The sequence below is a fragment of the Butyrivibrio sp. YAB3001 genome (genome assembly GCF_900112195.1).
In the GTDB taxonomy this organism is placed as follows: domain Bacteria; phylum Bacillota; class Clostridia; order Lachnospirales; family Lachnospiraceae; genus Butyrivibrio.
Genome location: NZ_FOKR01000002.1, coordinates 288,988 through 312,088, shown reverse-complemented (window position 1 = coordinate 312,088; position 23,101 = coordinate 288,988). Strand labels below are relative to the sequence as shown.

The 23,101-nt window shown below is 36.3% G+C and carries 20 protein-coding genes; 19 read left to right on the top strand and 1 reads right to left on the bottom strand.

What is annotated here, in order from left to right:
- Positions 1–12: 12 nt before the first annotated feature.
- From BM086_RS01400 to BM086_RS01360, 9 genes are all read left to right on the top strand, one after another.
- Positions 13–684 (top strand): hypothetical protein, encoded by a 672-nt coding sequence (locus BM086_RS01400; RefSeq protein WP_092322299.1) that lies wholly within the window; start codon positions 13–15, stop codon positions 682–684.
- A gap of 196 nt (positions 685–880) precedes the next feature.
- A complete protein-coding gene (locus BM086_RS01395) occupies positions 881–2,449 on the top strand; it encodes an NAD(P)H-hydrate dehydratase (RefSeq protein WP_092322296.1) in 1,569 nt (522 codons plus the stop codon).
- A gap of 89 nt (positions 2,450–2,538) precedes the next feature.
- Positions 2,539–3,711: an alanine racemase gene (alr, locus tag BM086_RS01390; RefSeq protein ID WP_242952102.1), complete on the top strand. Its 1,173-nt coding sequence runs from the start codon at positions 2,539–2,541 to the stop codon at positions 3,709–3,711.
- Between the two features lie 338 nt (positions 3,712–4,049).
- Positions 4,050–4,382 carry a helix-turn-helix domain-containing protein gene (locus BM086_RS01385; RefSeq protein WP_175560051.1) on the top strand — a complete coding sequence of 111 codons (333 nt, stop codon included), beginning with the start codon at positions 4,050–4,052 and terminating at the stop codon, positions 4,380–4,382.
- Positions 4,379–5,695 carry a type II toxin-antitoxin system HipA family toxin gene (locus tag BM086_RS01380; protein WP_092322284.1) on the top strand — a complete coding sequence of 439 codons (1,317 nt, stop codon included), beginning with the start codon at positions 4,379–4,381 and terminating at the stop codon, positions 5,693–5,695. The genes BM086_RS01385 and BM086_RS01380 overlap by 4 nt, the downstream gene beginning before the upstream one ends.
- A gap of 348 nt (positions 5,696–6,043) precedes the next feature.
- Positions 6,044–6,841 carry a hypothetical protein gene (locus BM086_RS01375; RefSeq protein WP_092322281.1) on the top strand — a complete coding sequence of 266 codons (798 nt, stop codon included), beginning with the start codon at positions 6,044–6,046 and terminating at the stop codon, positions 6,839–6,841.
- Between the two features lie 97 nt (positions 6,842–6,938).
- Positions 6,939–7,643: a hypothetical protein gene (locus BM086_RS01370; protein WP_092322278.1), complete on the top strand. Its 705-nt coding sequence runs from the start codon at positions 6,939–6,941 to the stop codon at positions 7,641–7,643.
- A gap of 193 nt (positions 7,644–7,836) precedes the next feature.
- On the top strand, positions 7,837–8,385 hold the full coding sequence (locus tag BM086_RS01365) for a hypothetical protein (protein WP_092322275.1): 549 nt from the start codon (positions 7,837–7,839) through the stop codon (positions 8,383–8,385).
- The gene (locus tag BM086_RS01360; RefSeq protein WP_092322272.1) at positions 8,360–8,884 is read left to right on the top strand and encodes a hypothetical protein; all 525 of its coding nucleotides are present in this window, start codon (positions 8,360–8,362) and stop codon (positions 8,882–8,884) included. Before BM086_RS01365 ends, BM086_RS01360 begins: the two co-directional genes overlap by 26 nt.
- 18 nt (positions 8,885–8,902) lie before the next feature.
- On the opposite strand, the gene BM086_RS01355 is transcribed toward BM086_RS01360, so the two are convergent.
- Entirely contained in the window at positions 8,903–9,925 is a 1,023-nt protein-coding gene (locus tag BM086_RS01355; RefSeq protein WP_092322268.1) for a J domain-containing protein, read from the bottom strand.
- Between the two features lie 232 nt (positions 9,926–10,157).
- Here BM086_RS01355 and BM086_RS01350 point away from each other — a divergent pair, with 232 nt between their 5' ends.
- The 10 genes from BM086_RS01350 to BM086_RS01305 all read left to right on the top strand — a co-directional run bounded on the left by BM086_RS01350 (position 10,158) and on the right by BM086_RS01305 (position 23,099).
- The gene (locus BM086_RS01350; RefSeq protein ID WP_092322265.1) at positions 10,158–10,949 is read left to right on the top strand and encodes an MBL fold metallo-hydrolase; all 792 of its coding nucleotides are present in this window, start codon (positions 10,158–10,160) and stop codon (positions 10,947–10,949) included.
- Between the two features lie 69 nt (positions 10,950–11,018).
- Positions 11,019–12,383 (top strand): hemolysin family protein, encoded by a 1,365-nt coding sequence (locus BM086_RS01345; RefSeq protein WP_092322262.1) that lies wholly within the window; start codon positions 11,019–11,021, stop codon positions 12,381–12,383.
- Between the two features lie 30 nt (positions 12,384–12,413).
- Positions 12,414–13,151, top strand: a complete 738-nt coding sequence (locus BM086_RS01340) for a YebC/PmpR family DNA-binding transcriptional regulator (RefSeq protein ID WP_092322258.1) — start codon at positions 12,414–12,416, stop codon at positions 13,149–13,151.
- A 116-nt stretch (positions 13,152–13,267) separates the two neighbouring features.
- Positions 13,268–15,046: a hypothetical protein gene (locus BM086_RS01335; RefSeq protein WP_092322255.1), complete on the top strand. Its 1,779-nt coding sequence runs from the start codon at positions 13,268–13,270 to the stop codon at positions 15,044–15,046.
- A 15-nt stretch (positions 15,047–15,061) separates the two neighbouring features.
- Positions 15,062–17,992: an insulinase family protein gene (locus BM086_RS01330; RefSeq protein ID WP_092322252.1), complete on the top strand. Its 2,931-nt coding sequence runs from the start codon at positions 15,062–15,064 to the stop codon at positions 17,990–17,992.
- Between the two features lie 97 nt (positions 17,993–18,089).
- Positions 18,090–19,151, top strand: a complete 1,062-nt coding sequence (locus BM086_RS01325; RefSeq protein WP_092322249.1) for a DUF4349 domain-containing protein — start codon at positions 18,090–18,092, stop codon at positions 19,149–19,151.
- Between the two features lie 12 nt (positions 19,152–19,163).
- Entirely contained in the window at positions 19,164–20,243 is a 1,080-nt protein-coding gene (gene era / locus BM086_RS21315; protein ID WP_242952101.1) for a GTPase Era, read from the top strand.
- 4 nt (positions 20,244–20,247) lie between these two features.
- The gene (gene recO / locus BM086_RS01315; protein ID WP_092322246.1) at positions 20,248–20,901 is read left to right on the top strand and encodes a DNA repair protein RecO; all 654 of its coding nucleotides are present in this window, start codon (positions 20,248–20,250) and stop codon (positions 20,899–20,901) included.
- Between the two features lie 98 nt (positions 20,902–20,999).
- Complete coding sequence (locus BM086_RS01310; RefSeq protein ID WP_141107683.1) at positions 21,000–21,629, top strand: hypothetical protein; 630 nt, start codon at positions 21,000–21,002, stop codon at positions 21,627–21,629.
- A gap of 60 nt (positions 21,630–21,689) precedes the next feature.
- Positions 21,690–23,099: a glycine--tRNA ligase gene (locus BM086_RS01305; RefSeq protein ID WP_092322240.1), complete on the top strand. Its 1,410-nt coding sequence runs from the start codon at positions 21,690–21,692 to the stop codon at positions 23,097–23,099.
- Positions 23,100–23,101: the final 2 nt, after the last annotated feature.

The window sequence follows — 23,101 nt, the reverse complement described above, 5'->3', positions numbered from 1 at the left end:
TGAGATAATCTGATGGCTAAAGATGATGAAGTTTATATGTCTGCGCTTCAGGGGAAAAGCATTCCTATATTGACCTTAGATAATAAATGGCATCAACTGTTTACGCAGACGGACATGACACCCGAAATACAAGAACTGGCTGATAAGCTCAATTCACTTGTCGAAAGGGATGGCAAGCTTAGAAGCGAAACAAAGGATATTAAGAAACTTAAGAAAAAACTTCTTGGAGAAATTGTTCCACTTAGAGACAAGGCCAACAATCCTGCTTATGCTGCGTCCATTGAGAGTATTGAAAAAGAAATCCAGAACAGAAGCAGACTTATCAATGAGTGTAATGATAAGCTTGATTCATATCAGGAAGAACTTTTAAATCTCTCCAGAGAAATATATGATACAGATTATAAGTTGATGATTTCTACCATGAAGACCTGCTATGAACGCCTTCATGAGAATACAACTTATATTAAAGGGCTTGATGAGTGGCTTTCAAGAGCACGTATCGAGCTTAAAAAGAATGTTATTAGGCTGCAAGAATCTGAGATGGAAAATTATAATCTTTATTCTTATATGCATCAGATATTTGGACCTGAGGTTATTGAGATATTTGATATGAAATATGATCCTGATAAGAGACATCCGATAAGGCGTCCTCTTGCGGGAAATGAAGCGGATTACGTTGAGTGATCAAATATTTTTTGATTTCATGGGAATATAAACACTACGCTATAGATACGTCGATTCTATAGATGTTTCTTGTTTAGAAAATTGAATCGAGGGAAGGGGCTATTGTATTACTTGAATACATTTGGCCTTCCTTCGATTTTTTGCTACAAGCAAAGTACTTGATTTCAGAGACAATTGTTATATTTGGGGGATTACTATGAGATATGCAGTTAATAGTCAGGAAATGAAACTTTATGACAGGAACACTTCTGAGTTTTTTGGTGTTTCTTCTGAAGTTCTAATGGAGAGGGCTTCTCTTAAAGTTGTTGAACATATCTGTGAGTGGGCTTTAGAAAAAGAATGTGATAGAAAAATGCGTGCCTTGATCTTTGCAGGTACGGGTAACAATGGTGGTGATGGGGCATGTATAGCAAGACTTTTGAAACAAAAAGGGTTTGTGGTAACTATCTGCGTTGTGGGAGATTATGCTAAATGCAGCGATCTGCTTCTTAATCAGCTTCATATTTTGGAAAAATATGGGACTGTAACTGACACTCTTTTTAATATAGAAACAAGCAGATCCATGGCAGACCATGATGTTATTGTTGATGCGCTGTTTGGCATTGGTCTATCCCGTAGTATCGCAGGAGACCATGCTAAGGCTATAGATTATATAAATGCCTGCAAAGCTGAGAGAAAATCTGACCTTTTGGTTGTCTCTGTTGACATTCCATCCGGTATAAATGCAGATAATGGTAAAATTTGCGAAAAGGCAGTAAAAGCCGACATTACGGTGACTTTTAATCAGACAAAGCTTGGGCATATTCTTTATCCTGGATGTGAGTATACAGGCAAATTGTATGTTGAGGATGTTGGCATTACGGAAGAAAGTTTCCTTGGGAAAAATCCGGGAGCTTATTTTTTTGATGAAGATATATCCGAGCTTCTGCCAAAGAGAAAACCTGACGGAAATAAGGGAACTAATGGTAAAATTCTTATAATAGCAGGTTCCAAGAATATCAGCGGAGCGTGCCTTCTTGCTGCATCTGCCTGTATGAGGGCGGGAGCTGGCATGGTAAGAGTCTTTACAGCCATAGAAAATGCTGAAGCAGTAAAGAATGTTATTCCGGAAGCAATGCTTACAACCTATGAAGATTTTGAACTTGTCGGAGAGAAACTAAATATGCTTTTTGACTGGTCGACTGCGGCTGTTATAGGACCGGGACTGGGTACGGACCAGAGAGCCTATGAACTGGTAAAAGAAACTCTTTTACACTATAAAAAAAATCTTGTTGTTGATGCAGATGCAATAAATCTTATTTCACAAAATGGTGATCTTAAGAAACTTTTATCAGATTTTTCAAGATATGGCAAAAAACTTATTTTAACTCCTCATTTGGGTGAATTTGCCAGATTGTTCGGCTGCGACATCAGGGATTGCAAAGAACATGTTTTGGAATATCCAAGAGACCTTGCGAAAAAATTACATTGTACTATAATTTGTAAGGATGCCCGTTCAATTGTTGCTGATGAAAACGAGAAACAGATTTATATTAATGTCAGTGGGAACGATGGAATGGCCACCGCAGGAAGTGGAGATGTGCTTGCAGGAATATTGGGAGCCATGATGGGGTATGATATGTCAAGCTTTGAGATTGCGTGTCTTGGGGCTTATCTTCATGGACTTGCGGGTGATAAGGCTGCCAGATTGAAAGGAAGGCATTCTATGATAGCGTCAGATATAATAGATGGACTTGAACACATCTTAATATTTGATGTTGATTAAATAATAAAAATATGTCTTTATTATAGAAATAATGCGTTATTCTTAATTTCATCTTACAAATGAAAAGGGCATATTTTTGGAAGATAAGGATGGTTTTTATAATGCTTGAAGAATACTCAAGAGTTTATGCAAAAATAGATTTGGACGCAATTAAATATAACCTTGAATCCATGAGAAAAAATATTCCGGATGGAACAAGAATAATGGCTGTTATCAAGACTGATGCCTATGGGCATGGCGCAGTGAGAATCGCCAAAATGCTTGAAGAAGTTGATTATATTTGGGGCTATGCCACAGCTACGGCGGAGGAAGCTTTTGAACTTAGAAATAATGCGGTCAAAAAGCCTATTCTTGTTTTGGGATATACTTTTCCTTATTCCCACAGACGCATGCTTCTTGAGGGTATTCGTCCCACTGTTTTTAGAATGGATATGGCAAAAGAACTTTCAGAATGCGGTCAGAAACTTTTGGAAAATGGCGAGCTGACGGAACTTCCTGAGATTCATATTGCTGTTGATACAGGCATGAGTAGAATCGGTATCACTCCGGATGAAAAGGGCGTTGATTTTGTTCAGAAAGTAATGTATCTCAAGGGAATACATGTTGAGGGCATATTTACGCATTTTGCCAGAGCAGATGAAAAAGACCTTACAAATGTAAAAAATAGAGAAAAGGTATTTGTTGATTTTATCAAAGCTGTAGAAGAGAGAACAGGACGCAGAATCCCCCTTCGTCATTGTGCAAATAGCGCCAGCATAATAGCGGTTCCCGAGTCTTCCATGGATATGGTAAGAGCAGGCGTTACAATGTACGGAATGTGGCCTTCTGAAGAAGTCCCTAAGAATATCATTGATCTTAAGCCTACAATGGAGCTTATAAGCCATGTGGTAATGGTAAAAGAAGTTCCTGCGGGAACACCTGTCAGCTATGGTGGAACATTTGTGACTGATAAAACAACGAAGATTGCCACAATTCCTGTTGGTTACGGTGATGGCTATCCAAGAAGTTTATCCGGTAAAGGCTATGTTATGATTGACGGTCACCGTGCAAATATCCTTGGCAGAGTCTGCATGGATCAGTTCATGGTGGATGTAACCGATATTCCAGATATTCATGAAGGTGATGAAGTGGTTCTTTTAGGAAAAGATAAGAAGACCGGCGAAGAGATTACTGCCGAATTCCTTGGTGAACTCAGCGGCAGATTTAATTATGAGCTTACCTGTGATATCAATAAAAGAGTTCCGAGAATATTTGAAGTTTAAATATTGTACAGATAGAAATACGCATTTAGTCAGAAAATAATTTTGTATTATAAATATGTTTGATCATATGCCCGTTTGAAGTCTATAGGCGAATAGTCTAGGACGAGAACGGGTATTTTTTATTAAAAAAACTATAATAAAATGCAAAATCTGACTTTTATAGCTGAATTTTATGTGCGTAATTTTAATTGCTTATATTAAAGAGTAATATATTATACATTAAAGGAATATAATCGCGCTAAAGTATAATTTATTATACTTTAATATATTGATATAAACAAGCTTTTGAAATAATATAGAATATGAAAACAATTAACTTGCATTTTAAAGCGAGGAGAATGATGACTTCTAAAGCATATATTGATGAAATAAGACGAAAGGTAAGAAGATACAGAATTGAGCTATCAATTACTCAAACTGACATGGCTGAAATGACTGGATTATCACTTTCATTTATTAAGAAATTTGAAAATGGAAATAGTATATCAGCGGAGAATTTGTTTAAGATATTGATTGTATTAGACTTGGCTGATATGGTAAATAATTCAATTCCGGATTTGGAAAAAAGTCCTTCAGCATATATTGAAAGCCAGAAAAACAAGACAAAACAGCGGGCACATAAAAAGTCTGCTGATAGAAAAACAAATTTTAAATGGGGTGATGAACAGTGAATTATGCAGAAGTATATCTGTGGGGAACAAGAATAGGGGCTCTCCATTTAAGTTCTGAAACAAACATTACAGATTTTCAATACGATAGAAACTTTGTAGATAATGTAGCAGGCTCTGGAATAGAACTGTCTCCTTTAAGAATGCCAATCTCAAACAGAATATACCGTTTTAGTGATATCGGAGATTCTTTTAAGGGTGTACCGGGGATGATAGCAGATTCTCTACCTGATAAATTTGGAAATGCTGTTATAAACAGTTGGTTAGCGAGCCAGGGAAAGTCCGATTCTGATTTTAATGTAATAGACCGACTTTGCTACACTGGCAAAAGGGGCATGGGAGCACTTGAATATGTTCCTGCGCAGGGACCGGAATTTAATAAGGATAGTCAGATAGATATTGATGAAATGGTAAAGTTTGCATCGGATATTCTTGCAAACAGAAAAAGTATACATATAAAAGCTGATGAGAACCTTCAGTTTTCTCAGCTTCTACAGCTTGGAACATCTGCTGGAGGAGCAAGAGCTAAGGCGATAATAGCATGGAATGAGAGCACAAATGAAATAAGGTCGGGACAGATAGATGCGGGTAAAGGTTTTGATTATTGGCTTATGAAGTTTGACGGCGTTAATAAAAATGGTGATCATGGGCTGACAGATGAGCCTGAATATACGCTTATTGAATATGCCTATTATGAAATGGCCAGAATGGCAGGAATAACCATGAATGAATGCAGGATATTTAAAGAAAACGGACGAAATCACTTTATGACAAAGCGTTTTGACCGTAAAGATGGTAATAAAGTACACATGCAGACATTGGGAGCACTTGCACATATTGACTATTCTGTTCCTGCACTATGTAGTTATGAACAGGCAGCCATGTATATGCAGCAGATGAGACTAAAATCTGATGAGATTGAACAGTTTTTTAGAAGAATGGTTTTCAATGTAATGGCGGTCAATCAGGACGATCATGTAAAAAATATTTCATTTCTTATGGATAGGAACGGAAAATGGAAACTTTCACCCGCTTATGACATTACATTTTCATATAACCTGAGTAACGTATGGTTAAAAGCTCATCAGATGAGAGTAAATGGAAAAGTAAGTGCAATTACGATGAATGACCTACATGATGCCGGAAAGGCAATGGGAATAAGTACATCAAAAAGGAAAAAAATAATTCAAGAGGTACATGAAGCAGTTTCAAACTGGACGAATATAGCTGAACGTAATGGAATAAGAGAAAATACTATGAAAAATATCAAGAACGTTATTCAAGAGCATAATAGTATTTTGTTTTCGCTTGATTGAGATACCTTTTAGTTTTGTGAAGATTTGAAAAATACAAAGAATTTCGCTAACTATTTTATGTAAAGAGTGTATTTCATAGCTTGACAGAGAGCGTGAGCTTTTCGTGTGTAATTGTGTGATGTTATTACTTATGAAAAGCCTTTTTGAATGGAAATCATAAATTGTGGTGAAATTAGTGAGCCGATAATGATTTGTAATAAAATATCTTTGACATTATTAAAAACAGAAATAAAAGTATTATTTTACGTATTTTTCTGCATTACAATATGGAAATCTCATTGAAAGCTGTGTGATAATTGAGTAGCTATTCATATATTGAATTATAATGTGCTTTAGGAGGCTATTAAAGTGAAAAGATTAAGAGGTATATTTTTGTTTTTCTTAATGGTATTTATGCTATTTGTTCTTTATCCACAAAAGGTTGAGGCAGTCAATGGAAGCACTTATAAGTATAGGATTGTTGCTAATCTAGGTTTTAATAAGTGGCAGAGTATTAAACATAGTACATTGAGTAGAAGGCTGAATTATTATGGGTATTATTATCAAAATGAATATAACATGTATAAATTAGTAGTTCCATCTAATGGCTATATTAAAGTTCAGAACAAAGGAGCAGGAGATGTAGAAATATATAATAGTCTACCCAAAACAGATATGCCATTGGGTGTAAAAAGTGGCTATATTTATGGTAGTGATTCGGAATATGTTGCTGTTACTAAGGGAACATATTATTTTTGCAGTAATACTGAGAATGCAAAAATAAAAATAACATTTACAAAAATAAATAATTCTAAGAATTATTGTTCAGCATTGTCTAAAAATCTTGGCAGTAGTAAAAGTGAAACTATAGTTTTTAATCCTGGGTATGAATATGCTAGGTGGTATAAGATTAAACTTAATAAACAAAAGAGTATTACCATTAAATATCAGATGTTGGATGGTGGTAATTCTCGTAATTCTACGGTGGGATTTCAGTTATTTAAATCAAATATGAATGAAATATATTGTTCTAATATTTCGGGAAAGGACATTATTAGGACTTCAATACTAGATAAGGGAGTATATTATATTAAAGTTTCACCATGTGGTGAAAGCTATTATTCAGGCAATCATGGAGGAAGAATTAGAGTGTTAAGTTGGCAGTAATAATGGCTGCGAGTAATAAGAATCAGTAATCGTTTGTTGGCTTTTATAATTTAGTATTCATTTAGCGATAACAATTCTTAATAGAAGAGGCTTTTGTATGTCATATCCAGATTATTATCCGAAACAGATGAAATTTAGAAATGACTTAAATGAAAATAATGGTCGAAGAAGTAGTAAAAGACCTGGAAGTTACCAGCCTGCAATTTGTGGTGGAATGCTTGCAAAGGATATCGATAGTATAAGTCATGTTTTGTCACTTGATGATGAAGATTTCTATGAACGTTTAGAAATCAGAACTAAACTAACTGCATCTATTTCAACAAAAGATAAGAATAAAGAAAATACAAATAGTAATCGCAGATCAAAAGAGATTTGCAATTTTTATAAGAAGCATTTAAAGTATGAAAATGTTTCTTCGAGGATAGAGATAACTAAAGTATACAATAGCAACAATACATACATTGTTTTAATTGATTTTGGAAATAAAGACATTGGATGCGTCTATGACCGAAAATCTTATAAATATAGAATGGGTAAAAAAACAGAAGACCTATTTGATATAATTTATACTTTGATGTCAAAACACTTTTCACTAAAGAATAAGACTATAAACATTATATGTAATGATAAAAATGGCATTATATTTCAAGATTATAGTAATTGCATTCATTTGGATAAGATATCGAAAATCGCTTCTGTTATGTATGAAAGAAAGTATTCTTTAGTCTTTTGGCAAAATGATGATATAAATGTCAATTTAAATAAATGGATTGCTTCGATAGATAATGTAAAAAAATTATGACATATATTAAAAAGATTCAGAGTGTATGAATGGAATACGCTCTGAATTTTTTGTTTTTTATAATAATTAAAAAAACAAAAAGAATTTCGCCAACTCACATTTTAATGTGTTATCAAGAAATGTGCTTTTGTTCTTGTTACGGGGATAGAACATAAAAATATATACCAGCTTTTGTGACCGGGGAGGAATGACAATGAAGATTAGAAAACTGGGATGTTTAGGAATTTTTTTGGCGGCAGCGATTAGTATCGCTGGATGTTCCAATACTGTAAATACAGACGTGACAGCAACTTATGAGCAGGAAGATGCTGAGAATGCAGTTGCTGAAAATGATGATAATATATGTGGCAGGTCTGTGGCAGGTTTTGTCATAGAAAAGAATGACTCAAAAGATTCTGAGAAACGAGCAATGTACCCTTATGTTGTAAAGGCACCGTCTTCAATATGGTTTCTTGCAGCAGATGACATTGAGCTTATGGGAGAAGAAGCCTTTTTTGCAGGCTTAGAAGAAGTTCTTAGTATGGTGGATCTTGACTTTACAGACGCGAGGGAAGCCTTAAAAGACTATATAAACAAAGATGTTGCATCTGTTGAAATTTATACGGATTTTTGCAATAAGGCGGGAATTTCAGCAAATGCCGGAGCATATTACAACTCGGTAAGTAACTTTATTAAATTGTTTTACGACTGGGATCAGGCTAAATATTCACTTCTCCATGAATATTGTGCATTACCTTACTGATAAATATATTGAAATACAGCCTGACTCGCACTTTAGCTCGGAAGGAATTGCTGAGTATATTTCAATGCTTGTCTGCGAAAACAGAATGTGCAAAAAGGCATGTAACTTAGTTTATGAGGAATATCTGGAAGATCTTAAAACATCACTATTCTGGAATGCTGAAGAAAAAACTATTGAGCTAAAAAATATATATTATTATTCAGGTTTAGGTTTTGCAAATGGGGCTTTTGTCGGTCGTGAGTATACAGATGTCAAATCTGACAAGACTACAAGGACTGATGAGATGCAGCAGTACATGCACGCAAATGACTGCTCATACTATGAAGCAGGCTGTATAACAGATTATCTAGTCACAGCGTATGGTATGGATACTGTTATGGCAAATCTTGGCAAAGATCTTATGACTATGTCGAAATCGGCTTATGGAAAAGACTTTTCGGAAATCTATAAGGACTTTACGATATGGATAAATGATAAATATGAAGCAGACGCAAATTAGTATTATATTCTGTTATGATCAGGCAAAACGTCTTTTTGCCTGATCATATTGAACATTGATTTCCTGTAGAGCAGCGGTATCGCCATCCATGTTGTCGGGATGGTAGAGCTTTACGAGAGATTTGTACTTCTTGTCTATGCTTTCTCTTGAATTGCAGCCGGCAAAGAAATCGAAGCTTGAAGAGGATTTGACAGGGATGGAAGTATCATCATATTCATCATCTGAATCCTCGTAATAAAACTCGTCGTCATCATCTTCCTCATAGCATTCTAAATCATCATCATCCTCGTCATCGTTCCAATCCTCGTAATCCACAGAATCCTCGTCTTCGGTATATTCAAAAGTATCTTCATTTTCATAATCTTCGTATTCATAGTCAGATTCGTCATCATCTTCTTCATAATATGGATCATCATCACTTCGATGAGCCACTTTATTATCACGTTCAAACTCTTCATGGTGATTTCTAAGCCATTTTTCGTAGCTCTTTTCATAATGCTCTTTTCCACGATTGGGGAAGACTCTGTAATAGCGGTCAAAAACCTGCGCGATTAAAGATTTTTTGAAAAGGGCAATCAAAAGATACAGGCAGACATCAATTATAACTGAATAGAAGAGTATTGATGAAAAAGAAATAAATACTCCAATGCTAAGAAAAACTGCTGCAACAGGCACAAACATGATGATTGTAAGAAATAGTAACAAAATGAAAGCAATTGAGCCATGATAAGAATAGATATTCTGAATCCACCAGTCTTGCAGGCCTTTAAAAAGAGCTGACTGGGTATTCTGGTTGTTGCCAAGCCAAAAAGAAACGTCCTTAAGTTCGTTCATATCAGGCGTTCCGGCAAATGTCTGATATAAACTAAAGAGCATGAGGAGTGCAAAAATAATTGATGTTACAGGTAAGATGCAAAATAAGAGTTTCAGAATATTTAGGAAACTCTTGATGAACCATGAAAGCATGGAAAAGAAAGCTTTTACAATATATAGAAAAAAGCTGACAATTGCATTTACAGCCATTGATAATAATGAAATCATAAAAATTCCCCCAAAATACAATAGAAACTGCTTAACAGCTTCTATCGTATTTTACAATGAAAAAGGTGTTAATGAAAGTATGATAAAATTTTTCTTTTGTCCTTAATATCATATAAAATATAATTATTACAAGGATCTGTATTAGCATCTGCAAATCGTCACAACGTAGGGGATTGTTCAGATAGATTTAAAATAAAATATAATAAAAACAATACTTGGGAAGATAAAGATTATGAAGCTGACTTTTTATGGAACCAGAGGATCAATTCCGGTAAGCGATAAGAAATTTGACATATATGGCGGAGAAACTTCGTGTTTACGAGTATGTTCCTCCGAAGAACCAATGACTGAAATATATATAGATGCCGGAAGTGGAATTACTAAAGCTTCGCCATTCCAGCGCGGAGATATTCATGTTCTTATTGGCCATCTGCATTTAGATCATGTGATAGGCCTTCCCTTTTTTAAAGGGCTTTCGGAAAAAGAACGAAAAATAAATATTTACCTCCCTGATAAAGAAAAGTCAGAAGCTGCATTGAAACAGCTAATAAGCCCTCCATACTGGCCTATAGGTCTTTTGGATTATCCTGCGGAAGTGAATATCAGGAGTCTTGAGGGAAAATTTGATATAGCTTCAATTCATATCCAAATGATAAAGATAAAGCATCCCGGTGGTTCTACAGCCTTCAGGCTATCAGAAAATGGGCATTCATTTGTTTATGCCACGGATTTTGAGCATGATGATAATGAAATTGATAAACTGACTTCTTTTTGCAAAGATGCAGATTTACTAATCTACGACGGACAATATACGAAAGAAGAGTATTCAAAGCATATGGGCTATGGTCATTCATTTCCTGAAATTGGCCTTGAGATAGCAAAAAGAGCTGATGTTAAGAAGATTCTTTTTACACATTTTGATCCAACGCACGATGACTCATTTCTTACAGAATGGGAAAAGCAGATTCAAAAAGAGAATCCTTCTGCAGGATTTGCCAAAAAAGGTATGAGCGTATCTTTGTAATCATGTTTGAGTCAAAAGCAAAAATGTGATATAGTGTAATTTGACATTTTATGTATAGGAGGATTTATTATGGACGAAGGCTTGCCTTCTGTCAGTATTTTTGCGTTTTTAGTTATTTTGTTAATTGATGTTTTCATAAATGGTTTTAGCGTCGCTCTTTCTCATGTAAAAGAGGATGAGATTGAGAAGAAAGCTCAGGAGAACAAAGAGAGCATCAGTGGGAAAATACTTAAGTTTCTGGAAAATGATGGAAGCCTTACCAAAAACCTTTTGTATATCAATATTGTTCTTAATATGTTTTTGGGCGGCATTGTTACGACAGGCTTGTCAGAGAGAGTAATCGCTTCTCTTTCAAAGGGCGGAACAGGATTTATCCCCGGAGCTTTGATATATCTGATAGCTGGACTTGTGATCAGCATTCTTATCATGTGTTTTGGTGTTCTGATTCCCAGAAAGCTTGCTATCAGGAAACCGGAGACATGGGCCTACTTTTGTTATTATCCGGTCACGGTTTTTTCAGGTATTTTCTTTCCTATAGTATTTGTTTCCAATACATTGGCCGCCGGAATTCTTTATCTGTTTGGAGTTCGCGGTGAGATCAGTGACTCGGATGTAACTGAGGAAGAGATAAAATCCATGGTTACTGAAGGTCAGGAACATGGTGTTATCCAGGATGCTGAAGCTGATATGATAACAAATATCTTTGAGTTTTCCGACAAGGAGGCCAGAGATATCATGACAAACAGAAAAGCTATGGTTGCAATAGATGCGAACCTTACGCTAAAAGAAGCTGTTGATTTCATGATGAACACCAACAACAGCAGATTCCCTGTTTATCTTGATGATATCGATCATATCATCGGAATTATGCACATCCGGGATGCTATGAAAAAATTGTCAGAGGAGACAAACAAGGAACTTCCGATAAGGAAGATAAAGGGTCTATTGCGACAACCTAAATTTGTACCTGAGACTAGAAATATTGATTCTCTGTTTCATAGTATGCAGTCCTCGAAGACTCAGATGGTTATTATTATTGACGAATATGGTCAGACAGCAGGACTTATTTCCATGGAAGATATTTTAGAGGAAATAGTCGGAAGCATCATGGATGAGTACGATGAGGATGAGAATTTCATAAAGCCCACCAAAAATAAGGGCGAATTTATTATTGAAGGCAAGACGCCTATTGAAGTTCTCGAGAAGAGGTTTAAAATCTCTTTTGACGAGAGCGAGTTTGAAACACTAAATGGTTATATCATTTCTAAACTTGACAGGATACCGGAAGTGGATGAGGACTTTAGTGTCACAGTTGAAGGCTATAGTTTCAAGATTCTTTCTGTTGAAAAGCATATGATACAGACTGTTCTGGCTAATAAACTGCCGGAACCGGAAGTTCCTCAGGAAGAAAAAGAATTAGAGATAGCAAAATAGTTATATTTTTAAAAAGGAAGGAAGTTTTTTATGTCAGGACATTCAAAATTTGCAAACATCAAGCATAAGAAAGAAAAAAATGATGCTGCAAAGGGCAAAATTTTCACAATTATCGGTAAAGAAATTGCTGTTGCTGTAAAAGAAGGTGGTCCAAACCCTGCGAACAACTTTAAGCTTGCAACAGTAATTGCAAAGGCAAAAGCCAACAACATGCCTAATGATACAATTGAACGTGGTATCAAGAAGGCTTCAGGCGCTGAAGGAAGCGTTGATTACAAGAACATCACATACGAAGGATATGGCCCTGGCGGAACAGCTATCATTGTTGAGACTCTTACAGATAATCAGAACAGAACAGCAGCTAACGTTAAGAGCGCATTTACAAAGGGAAATGGTAACGTAGGTACACCTGGCTGCGTTTCTTACATGTTTGACAATAAGGGCCAGATTCTCATTGACAAGGAAGAATGCGGAATGTCTTCTGATGATCTTATGATGCTTGTTCTTGATGCAGGCGCTGACGACTTCAACGAGGAAGAAGACAGCTATGAAATCCTTACAACTCCTGATAATTTCCAGGGCGTTGTTGAGGCTCTTAATAATGCAAATATTCAGACTGCTTCAGCTGAAGTAACAATGATTCCTCAGAACTATGTTTCTGTAACAGATCCTGAGACAGTTAAATATCTTACAAGAATTCTTGATCTTCTTGATGAGGATGATGATGTTCAGGCAGTTTACCATAACTGGGATGAGCCAGAAGAATAATTCAAATATTTACTTTTTTAATAAAATATTTTTGACTAAATAGAATAAAAATAAAGTTGGAATTAGGAAAACCAGCTTTAATTAAGTGACAAAAAGAGACGTGGGGGAGTCCTGAGATGAAATTAAAACGTATGTGGCCGGGGATATGCATCTTGATTGTGTTTTTTATTTTTGATGTGATTATGGTGGCAAGTTCTAGTTTTTTCTCGGGGCTTTTTCCGTCTGATGATATGTTGCTGGCATATTCGGGTATTTTTACTGTAATTAGTGTTCTTATCATGAGTGTGCTTACGCTTTTGATGAGGAAAATATGTGATCATTTGGATACAAGGCATCTTTCTGAAAAAATAGGTTTCAGAATTGTCTATGTTGTTATTTTAATTGCGATATTAGTAGGTGGAACTGTATACAGAGTATTTCTGCTATCACATACTACAGCCGTGCCTTCCGGCAAGCTTTCACTTTATGAAAATGCCATGGTAGGTGCTGTAACATCCACCGTTGAAAATGATCTTCTTTCAATTGTTTACTCTACTGTTCTAAAAGGAATTCTTTTCTTTACCGGCAATAATCTATCAGTGGCTTTTTTCTATGAGATTGGTTTATTTATGCTATTTGTGCTACTTGGCGCTATAGCATGCAGATTACTCCTTGGAAAATGTGCATCTATTGTATTTGCAGGTTTTGTATCATTTATGCCTATATTTGATGAGCATTTTGTAAAGGCTGTTATTGGAACGGATGAGCTTTTTCTTACTTTATTCGGTATAGAACTGCTTTTGGTTGCGATATATCTAAAAAAGGCTTCTGATGGTAAATATAGTTCTAAACTACATATCATATGGTATATGGTTGTTGGAATAGTAGTTGGTTTTATGGCGTATGTTGACGTTGGAACTTTTGTGGCGATACTGCCGCTTTTATTATCGGTTCTTTTTTTACTTGAAAAAGAAAATTCCGGCGGAATTCTTAGCTTGATCATATTGCTGGCTTTTGGTATGCTTTCCTTTTTTGGAATGATTATACAGGAAGCCGGTATTTATAACGTAGATATTACATTACAGAATTGGGGAAGATACTTCTTTAGAAATCTGAATACATTTAGTATGTATTGGACATATACAAATTATAAAGTGGTCTATCTTGTTACTCTTGTTGTAATGTCAGGTGTGCTTTTGGGATATTTTAGAAATCGAGAGTTTGAAAATGTTTCACCCTGGCTTTTATCAACAATTCTTATTTTTGTTGCAACACCTTTCCTTGGAGCAACAAGAATGAATGACCAGCTTATACTTACAATTTATTTTGCTTTTGTTTTAGCATGCGTTGCTGCGCTTATTACGACAAATGAGAACATGGCATTGGCAGAAGCAAAGAGTGAGGATATTACTGATTCAGTCGAAAGTGAAGAACAGATGTTAAGCGGAGTCCAGGAAGTGGTTACCCCCGCAGCAAAAGAGGTATCTGATCTTGCGAATGAACCTGAATATTATGACGACGAACCTGAGTATTCTCATGATGAAGGAATGGAAGCTTCAGGTGTAGAAACAAAAGAAAACTCAAATGCAAAGTTTATAGATGCAGAACATGATACAACGTTTTCACAGTATATTGCTTCATCAGAAAAAGAAGAAATTCTGCCGGAAGCAAAGAAACAGGTAGAATCTGCTTGCAAGGAAGAAGTACGTTCTGATATTCCAGATGAAAAGCCTCGATTTGTTCCTGAGGGAATGGTTCTTCCTGTTGGATCTGAAGATGAAATGGATATAGAACGACCTAAAATGAAAATGCCTGAATTTGAAGGCATGATAGCGCTTGACAGAAAAGAAAAGGTAAAGCCTAAAAAAGATGATTTTGACATTCCGTTCAAAGAAGGGGATGATTTTGACATATAAGAAAGGTTTAATCAAATGCGATTAGAAGACTTAAAATCCTATGAAATTATTGAGAAAAGAAGAATCGATGACCTGAATTCTGATAGTTATCTGATGAAGCATAAGAAGACAGGCGCAAGGGTTGCACTTCTTTCTAATGATGATGAGAACAAGGTTTTTTCAATTGGTTTTAGAACACCACCCAAGAATTCTACCGGTGTGGCACATATTATCGAGCACACAGTTCTTTGTGGTTCAAAAGAGTTTCCTATAAAGGATCCATTTGTAGAACTTGTAAAGGGCTCACTTAACACATTTTTAAATGCCATGACGTTTCCTGATAAGACGGTTTATCCTATTGCAAGTTGCAATGATGCTGATTTTCAGAATCTGATGCATGTTTATCTTGATGCAGTTTTTTATCCAAATATTTATAAAACAGACAAGATTTTCAAGCAGGAAGGCTGGCACTATGAGATGGAGGATGAGAGTTCTGAGCTGACCATCAATGGTGTTGTTTACAATGAGATGAAGGGTGCATTTTCATCTGCTGATGACGTGCTTTCAAGGGAAATACAGAATTCTCTTTATCCTGATATTACTTATGGAATTGAATCAGGCGGTGATCCTGATGTTATTCCGGAACTTACGTATGAGGAATATCTTGATTTTCATAGAAAATATTATCATCCATCAAACAGCTATATTTATCTTTACGGAAATATGGATATGGCTGAGAAGCTTGATTATATCGATAAGAATTATCTTTCTGCTTTTGATTACCTTAAGGTTGATTCTGAAATTGGCAGACAGCCTGCTTTTAGTGAGCCAAAAGAAATTCATAAGCCTTATTCAATAATGAATAACGAGCCTGTTGAGCAGAATACTTATCTGTCCTATAACTGTAGTGTTGGCTCAACTCTTGATAGAAAGCTTTACATAGCATTCGATATCCTTGATTATGCTCTTTGCTCTGCACCTGGTGCGCCTATAAAGAAGGCTCTTATTGAAAAAGGCATTGGTCAGGATGTTTACAGTGAATATGATAATGGTCTTCAGCAGCCTGTTTTTTCTATTATAGCCAAGAATGCTGATGCTTCTCAGAAGGATGATTTTGTTAATACCATCAGAGAAGTAATGGAAAATCAGGTTAAAAACGGTATTGATAAAAAAGCTCTTTTGGCAGGGCTTAATTTTGATGAATTTAAATATAGAGAAGCTGACTTTGGAAGATATCCAAAGGGGTTGTTATATGGTCTTCAGGTTCTCGACAGCTGGCTCTATGATGACAACAGCCCATGGATAAATGTAGAGGCTAATGATACTTTTGCTGAGCTCAAAAAAGAGGCTGAGGGAAGATATTTTGAAGACCTTATTCAAAAGTATTTGCTGGATAATACCCACAGAACAGTTCTTTTGCTTGAGCCTTGGCAGGGGCTTTCTGAGAAAAAGGATGAGCTTCTTAAGGAAAAGCTTAAAGAATATAAGGATTCTCTGTCAAAAGATGAGATACAAAGAATTGTGCGTGAGACAGCAGAACTTAAGGAATATCAGGAAACACCTGATGATCCGGAGGATTTAAAGAAGATTCCGCTTCTTAAGCTTTCTGATCTAAAAAAGGAATCAGATCAGTTTGTTTATGAACTTAGAGAATATGAAGGACAGAAGATTCTTTTCCATGACATATTTACTAATGGCATAGATTATGTAAATTTTGTCTTTGACCTTAAGAATATTGATGCAAAGTATCTTCCTTATGCCGCAGTGCTTAAAAAGGTTCTTGGAATGCTTGACACTGAGCATTATTCCTATGGTGACCTTTATAACGAGATAAATATTTATACCGGTGGATTGTCAGGCTCTATCAGTACATATACTGATTCTTTTGATGTTTCAAAGTTTGAGACTGCTTTTGAGATTAGTGTGAAGGTTTTACATGGCAATCTTGATAAGGCATTTGAACTGGTAAAAGAAATTGTTGTCTCCACTAAATTTGATGATGTTAAGAGACTTAAGGAAATATTTGGAGAGCAGTACGCAAGGCTTCAGTCTGAACTTGCTTCTGCAGGACATCAGACAGCTGCTCTTCGTGCTATGTCATATGTTTCTCCTGCAGCTATGGTCTCAGATTATGTAAGCGGAATTGGCTATGAACGACATCTTGAAATGTTAAATAAAGAAATTGCTACACCGGAAGGCGCGCAGAAGATTATTGGTATTTTGCGTGATCTTAGCAAAGCAATCTTTAGAGCAGACAATTTGCTTTTGGATATAACAGGAACAGAGAAGGAATATCAGGGAATTCCTGAAAATACAAAGAAATTTGCTGAGGCTCTTTATACTGAAGATATTGAACTTGGGAAGCTTGAACTTAAGCCTGTTAAGAAAAATGAGGCATTTAAGACAGCAGGTCAGGTTCAGTATGTGTGCCGCGCAGGTAATTTTGCATCCAAAGGACTTAAGTATAATGGCGCATTGAGAGTTCTCAAAGTCATGATGGGATACGATTATCTTTGGAAGAATATCAGAGTTGTTGGTGGCGCTTACGGATGTATGAGCAGTTATGCTAAAAACGGTGACAGCGCATTTGTTACATATCGTGATCCTAATCTCAAGAATAGTATAGATGTATTTGAGAAGGCTTCCGAGTATCTCAGAAACTTTGATGATGATGACAGAACTATTTTGCAGTATATAATCGGTGCTGTTTCTGACCTTGATACACCAAAGACTCCGTCAGGTAAGGGTACTTATGGACTTACTGCATATCTTTGCAACGCTAAGATGGAGAATATACAGAGAAATAGAGATGAGCTTTTAAGCACAACTAAAGAAACTATAAGAGATCTTGCTAAATACGTTGATGCATTTATGGAAGATGAGTGCCTTTGCGTTATTGGAACAAATGAAAAGATAGACGAGGACAAGGAACTTTTCGATAATATTGAACAATTAGTAAATAAATAATAGTTAAGTATAAGGTTGTTTGCCGGGACTAAACTGAGCTGCTCTGTTTAGTCCTGGTAGTTCATATTTTTGATTTTGCTTGGGGAGGCATTTGAGTATGAAAAAAAGACTGGGGATTCTGATAACAACAGCGATTTTGGCAGTTTCTTTTGTGGCTTCGGGATGTGGAAGTGCAGGTTCTTCTTCCAAATATGAGTCTGCTACAGAGTTTGCTGCGGAAGAAAGCTATGAAACATATGGAAGTGACAGTCTCTATGATAACAGTGCTCCTATGCTGGAGGAATCCAAGGCTGTTGAAGCTCCGGAAGAAACGCAGGTTTCCGATAACTCAAGAAAGCTTATCACAACCTTGAATATATCTGCAGAAACCGAAGATCTAGATGAAGTTCTTTCAAATGTTCAGGCTAAGGTAAAAGAACTTGGCGGATACATTGAATCAAGTAATATTTATAACGGTAGCAGATATTCAGGCAAAGTTATCAAGAGAGATGCGAGTCTGACAATAAGAATTCCAGCCCAAAATCTTGATTCATTTGTTGAAACGGTTACTGATGATACTAATATTACTAACAAGTCTACAAGTGTTGAAGATGTAACGCTTAAGTATGTTGATATCGAGAGTAGGAAGAATGCGCTCAAGGCAGAAGAAAAGCGCCTTTTGGAGATTGTTGATTCGGCAGAAACTGTTGAAGATATAATTACTGTTGAGAACAGACTTTCAGAAGTTAGATATGAGATTGAAAGTATTGAATCACAGCTTCGTACATATGATAATAAAGTGAATTACAGCACTGTTTATCTTGATCTTACAGAAGTTAAGGAATACACACCTGTTGCTGAAAAAGGACCTTTTCAGAGGATGGGAGAAGGATTTATTTCAAGTGTAAGATCTGTTGCAGATGCTATTCTCGAGTTCTTTGTATGGCTCGTAATTCATATTCCACAGATAATCTTACTGATAATTGCTGCTGTTATTATCGTATTAGTAGTTAAGAGAATCAGCGCTTCTGCAAAGAAAAAGAGAATACAGAGAATGCAGCAGGTAAATATGTATCAGCAGATGCCTTATGGAGGAGTTCAGAATCCACAACAAATGACTGCTGAACAGACATACAATGGAAATACTGCTGGTAATAACCAGTCAGGCAACACACAGTGATGAAAGGATAAGATGGATAATAATTTCAAAACAGGTTTTATTACATTGATAGGCAGACCTAATGTTGGTAAGTCTACACTCATGAATCAGATGATAGGCCAGAAGATTGCGATAACATCTAATAAGCCTCAGACTACTCGAAATAGGATCATGACAGTTTATACAGATGAGGAGTGCCAGATGATATTTCTTGATACTCCCGGCATTCATGAGACAAAGAATAAGCTTGGCGAGTATATGACCAAGGTTGCCAAGAGTACTCTTGAAGAGGTTGACGTAGTATTGTGGCTGGTGGAACCCAGCACTTTTATCGGCGCCGGTGAAAAGATGATAATTGAGGAACTAAAAAAATGTAAGAAGCCTGTTATCCTTGTCATAAATAAGATAGATACAGTTTCGGCTGATAAACTTGAAACATTTGAAAATGCCTACAGACAGGAGATGGATTTTGACAGAGTTGTTCATGTGGCAGCACTAAAAAGGCAGAACATCGATGGTGTTATGAAAGCAATAAAGGATTTTCTTCCTTTTGGACAGCCATTTTATGATGAAGAGACTCTTACTGATCAGCCTGAGAGGCAGATTGCAGCTGAGATTATCCGCGAAAAGGCACTTAGACTTTTACAGGATGAAGTTCCTCATGGCATAGCGGTCACTATAGAAACTATGCGTATGAGAGAAAAAAAGGTTGAACCTGAAAAGCCCAAAAAGAAAAGGCATCAGCATCCTCCAAAGAAGAGTAAACTGCAACAGGCTGAAATTCAAAATGAGGTAGAAGATATTGAAGAAACAGATGGACCATTGGTATTTAATATGGATTCGATGAATCAGGAAGATGAGTATTATGATCCGGATGGAATCATGGATATCGATGCAACGATCATATGTGAAAGAGACTCTCACAAAGGTATTGTAATCGGCAAAAACGGAGCAATGTTAAAAAAGATTGGTTCAACAGCAAGAAAAGATATTGAAAATCTTGTTGGCTGCAAGGTGAACTTGCAGCTTTGGGTTAAAGTCAGAAAAGACTGGCGCGATGATAAGACTCAGATGAAGAGCTTTGGATATGATATAAAAGATTTAAACAGGTAATTATATGGATGATTTAATAGTAGTCAGAGGAATTGTGCTAAAGCATGCTCCTTGTGGGGATTATGACTGGGTAGTCACAATTTTTACTGCAGAGAGAGGCAAGATTACTGCTTTTGCAAGAAGTGCCAGAAAACCATCGGGGAAGCTCTCCGGCACTGTCGAACCTTTCTGCTTTGGTACTTTTAAGTTGTTTGTTGGGAAAAACTCCTACACAATAGTTGAAGCAGATATCGAAAACTATTTTGAAGGCTTTAGACAAGATTTGGAAGGTGCCTGTTATGGCACCTTTTTTCTTGAATTATCAAGTTTTTACACAAGAGAGAATAATGAGGATAAAGAGCTCTTGAATCTCTTGTATTTCTCGTTAAAAGCTCTTTTAAAGGACAGTATTCCAAACAGGCTGGTCAGATGTATTTTTGAGCTCAGAGCCCTTGCTATAGAAGGAGAATATCCCGGAGTTCCTGCAAAGGAAGGAATCAAGGAAACAACTGCATATGCAATGGAATTTATAGCATATAGTCCTTTGAATAAACTTTTTTCTTTTTCGCTATCCGATGAGATTTTGACGCAACTTGATGTGATAACTAAGCAATATCGCCAAAAATATGTCGACAGACCGCTTAAAAGTCTTGAGATGCTTGAAACCTTTGAGTATTGAAAATAGAATATGATTTGGATATAATAACTTTGTTTGTATTTTTTTAAGAATAAACTTAATTGCTTATTCCTGAATATTTTGATAAAAGAGGAATTGAAGTGAAAAATCGTGTATGTAATCTAAATATCTTTGGCACAGGAAGAATTGCAATAATTGGTCTTTCTGTTGCAGCTAGCGCTCTTTTGGCAGTTGGATGTGGTAGCAGCAATGATACCAGAACAACAATTGCAATCAACAAGGATGGTTCTGTCCAGAGCACTATATATGAGAGCTTTGATAAAGATTATTACGATATTTCAGAATTATCTGATATGGCCAGTGATGAAATCTCATATTATAATTCTGAGTATATTTCGCCCAAGATTACTTTAGAAGAACCAGAACTTATAAATGATGGCAAGATGGCGAAGCTTGTTATGAATTACGATAGCGCAGATGATTATTCACATTTTAATCAGGTTAGTTTATTCTTTGGAACAGTTCAGGAAGCTATTGATAAGGGATACAGTGTTACTGACAATCTTGTAGACCCGGATGGCAACAAGGCAGAGGCATTTGATCTTGAAGAGGAACTTTCTCATCATATTATTATTACGGATGAGAAGGTATATATAATAGCTCCTTATAAAATTTCTTACTCCACATTGGGAGTTACAATTACCGATAAAAAAGAAGCTGATCTGTCAAACGCAACTAAAGATAGTATTCAGCTGCTTCTTTCAAAATAATATATTAAAGTAATACAAAAACGTCTGCAGTCATTATTTGCAGTCGCAGAATGGAGGATTATGGAAGCAAACGCAAAATCAATGGACAAAATCGTAGCGCTGGCAAAGGCCAGAGGATTTGTATATCCTGGCTCAGAAATTTATGGTGGACTCGCCAATACATGGGATTACGGAAATTTAGGTGTTGAGTTTAAAAATAACGTAAAAAAAGCATGGTGGCAGAAATTTGTACAGGAGAATCCATATAATGTTGGCGTTGACTGTGCTATTCTTATGAACCCACAGACATGGGTTGCGTCCGGACATTTAGGCGGATTTTCAGATCCCCTTATGGATTGTAAAGAATGTCATGAAAGATTCAGAGCAGATAAGATTATAGAAGATTTTGCTGCAGAAAATGGAATTACTCTTGAGACATCAGTAGATGGATGGTCACATGAGGAGATGGAGAATTTCATCAAGGAACATAATATTCCATGTCCATCATGCGGCAAGCATAACTTTACAAGCATCAGAGAGTTCAACCTGATGTTTAAGACATTCCAGGGTGTTACAGAAGATGCTAAGGATACTGTTTATCTTCGTCCTGAAACAGCGCAGGGTATTTTTGTAAACTTTAAGAATGTACAGCGTACATCACGTAAAAAGGTTCCTTTTGGTATCTGCCAGATAGGTAAGAGCTTTAGAAATGAGATTACTCCTGGTAACTTTACTTTCAGAACAAGAGAGTTTGAGCAGATGGAGCTTGAGTTCTTCTGCAAACCGGGAACACAGACAGAATGGTTTGAGTACTGGAGAAAAACATGCTATGAATGGCTTCTTTCTCTTGGAATCAAGAAAGAAAACTTAAGACTTCGTGACCATGATCCAGAAGAGCTTTCATTCTACAGTGATCACACAACAGATATTGAATATGCATTCCCATTTACAGATTGGGGCGAACTTTGGGGAATTGCTTCAAGAACAAATTACGATCTCACAAGACATCAGGAAACATCAGGACAGCCTATGGATTACTTTGATGATGAAACAAATGAGAAGTATATTCCATATGTTGTTGAGCCTTCACTTGGTGCAGACCGTGTAACTCTTGCATTCCTGTGCGAAGCATATGATGAGGAAAATATCGGAACAGAGGAGAAGCCTGATATGCGTACAGTGCTTCACTTCCATCCGGCTCTTGCACCTATCAAGATTGGTGTGCTTCCTCTTTCAAAGAAGCTTAACGAAGGTGCTGAGAAGATTTATGCTCAGTTGTCCAAGAAATATAACTGTGAATTTGATGATCGCGGAAACATTGGTAAGAGATATCGTCGTCAGGATGAGATCGGTACACCATTCTGCGTTACATATGATTTCGAGTCTGAGAACGACAACATGGTAACAGTACGTTTCAGAGATAGCATGGAACAGGAGAGAGTTGCCATTGATCAGCTGGATGCATTCTTTGCTGATAAGTTTGATTTTTGATT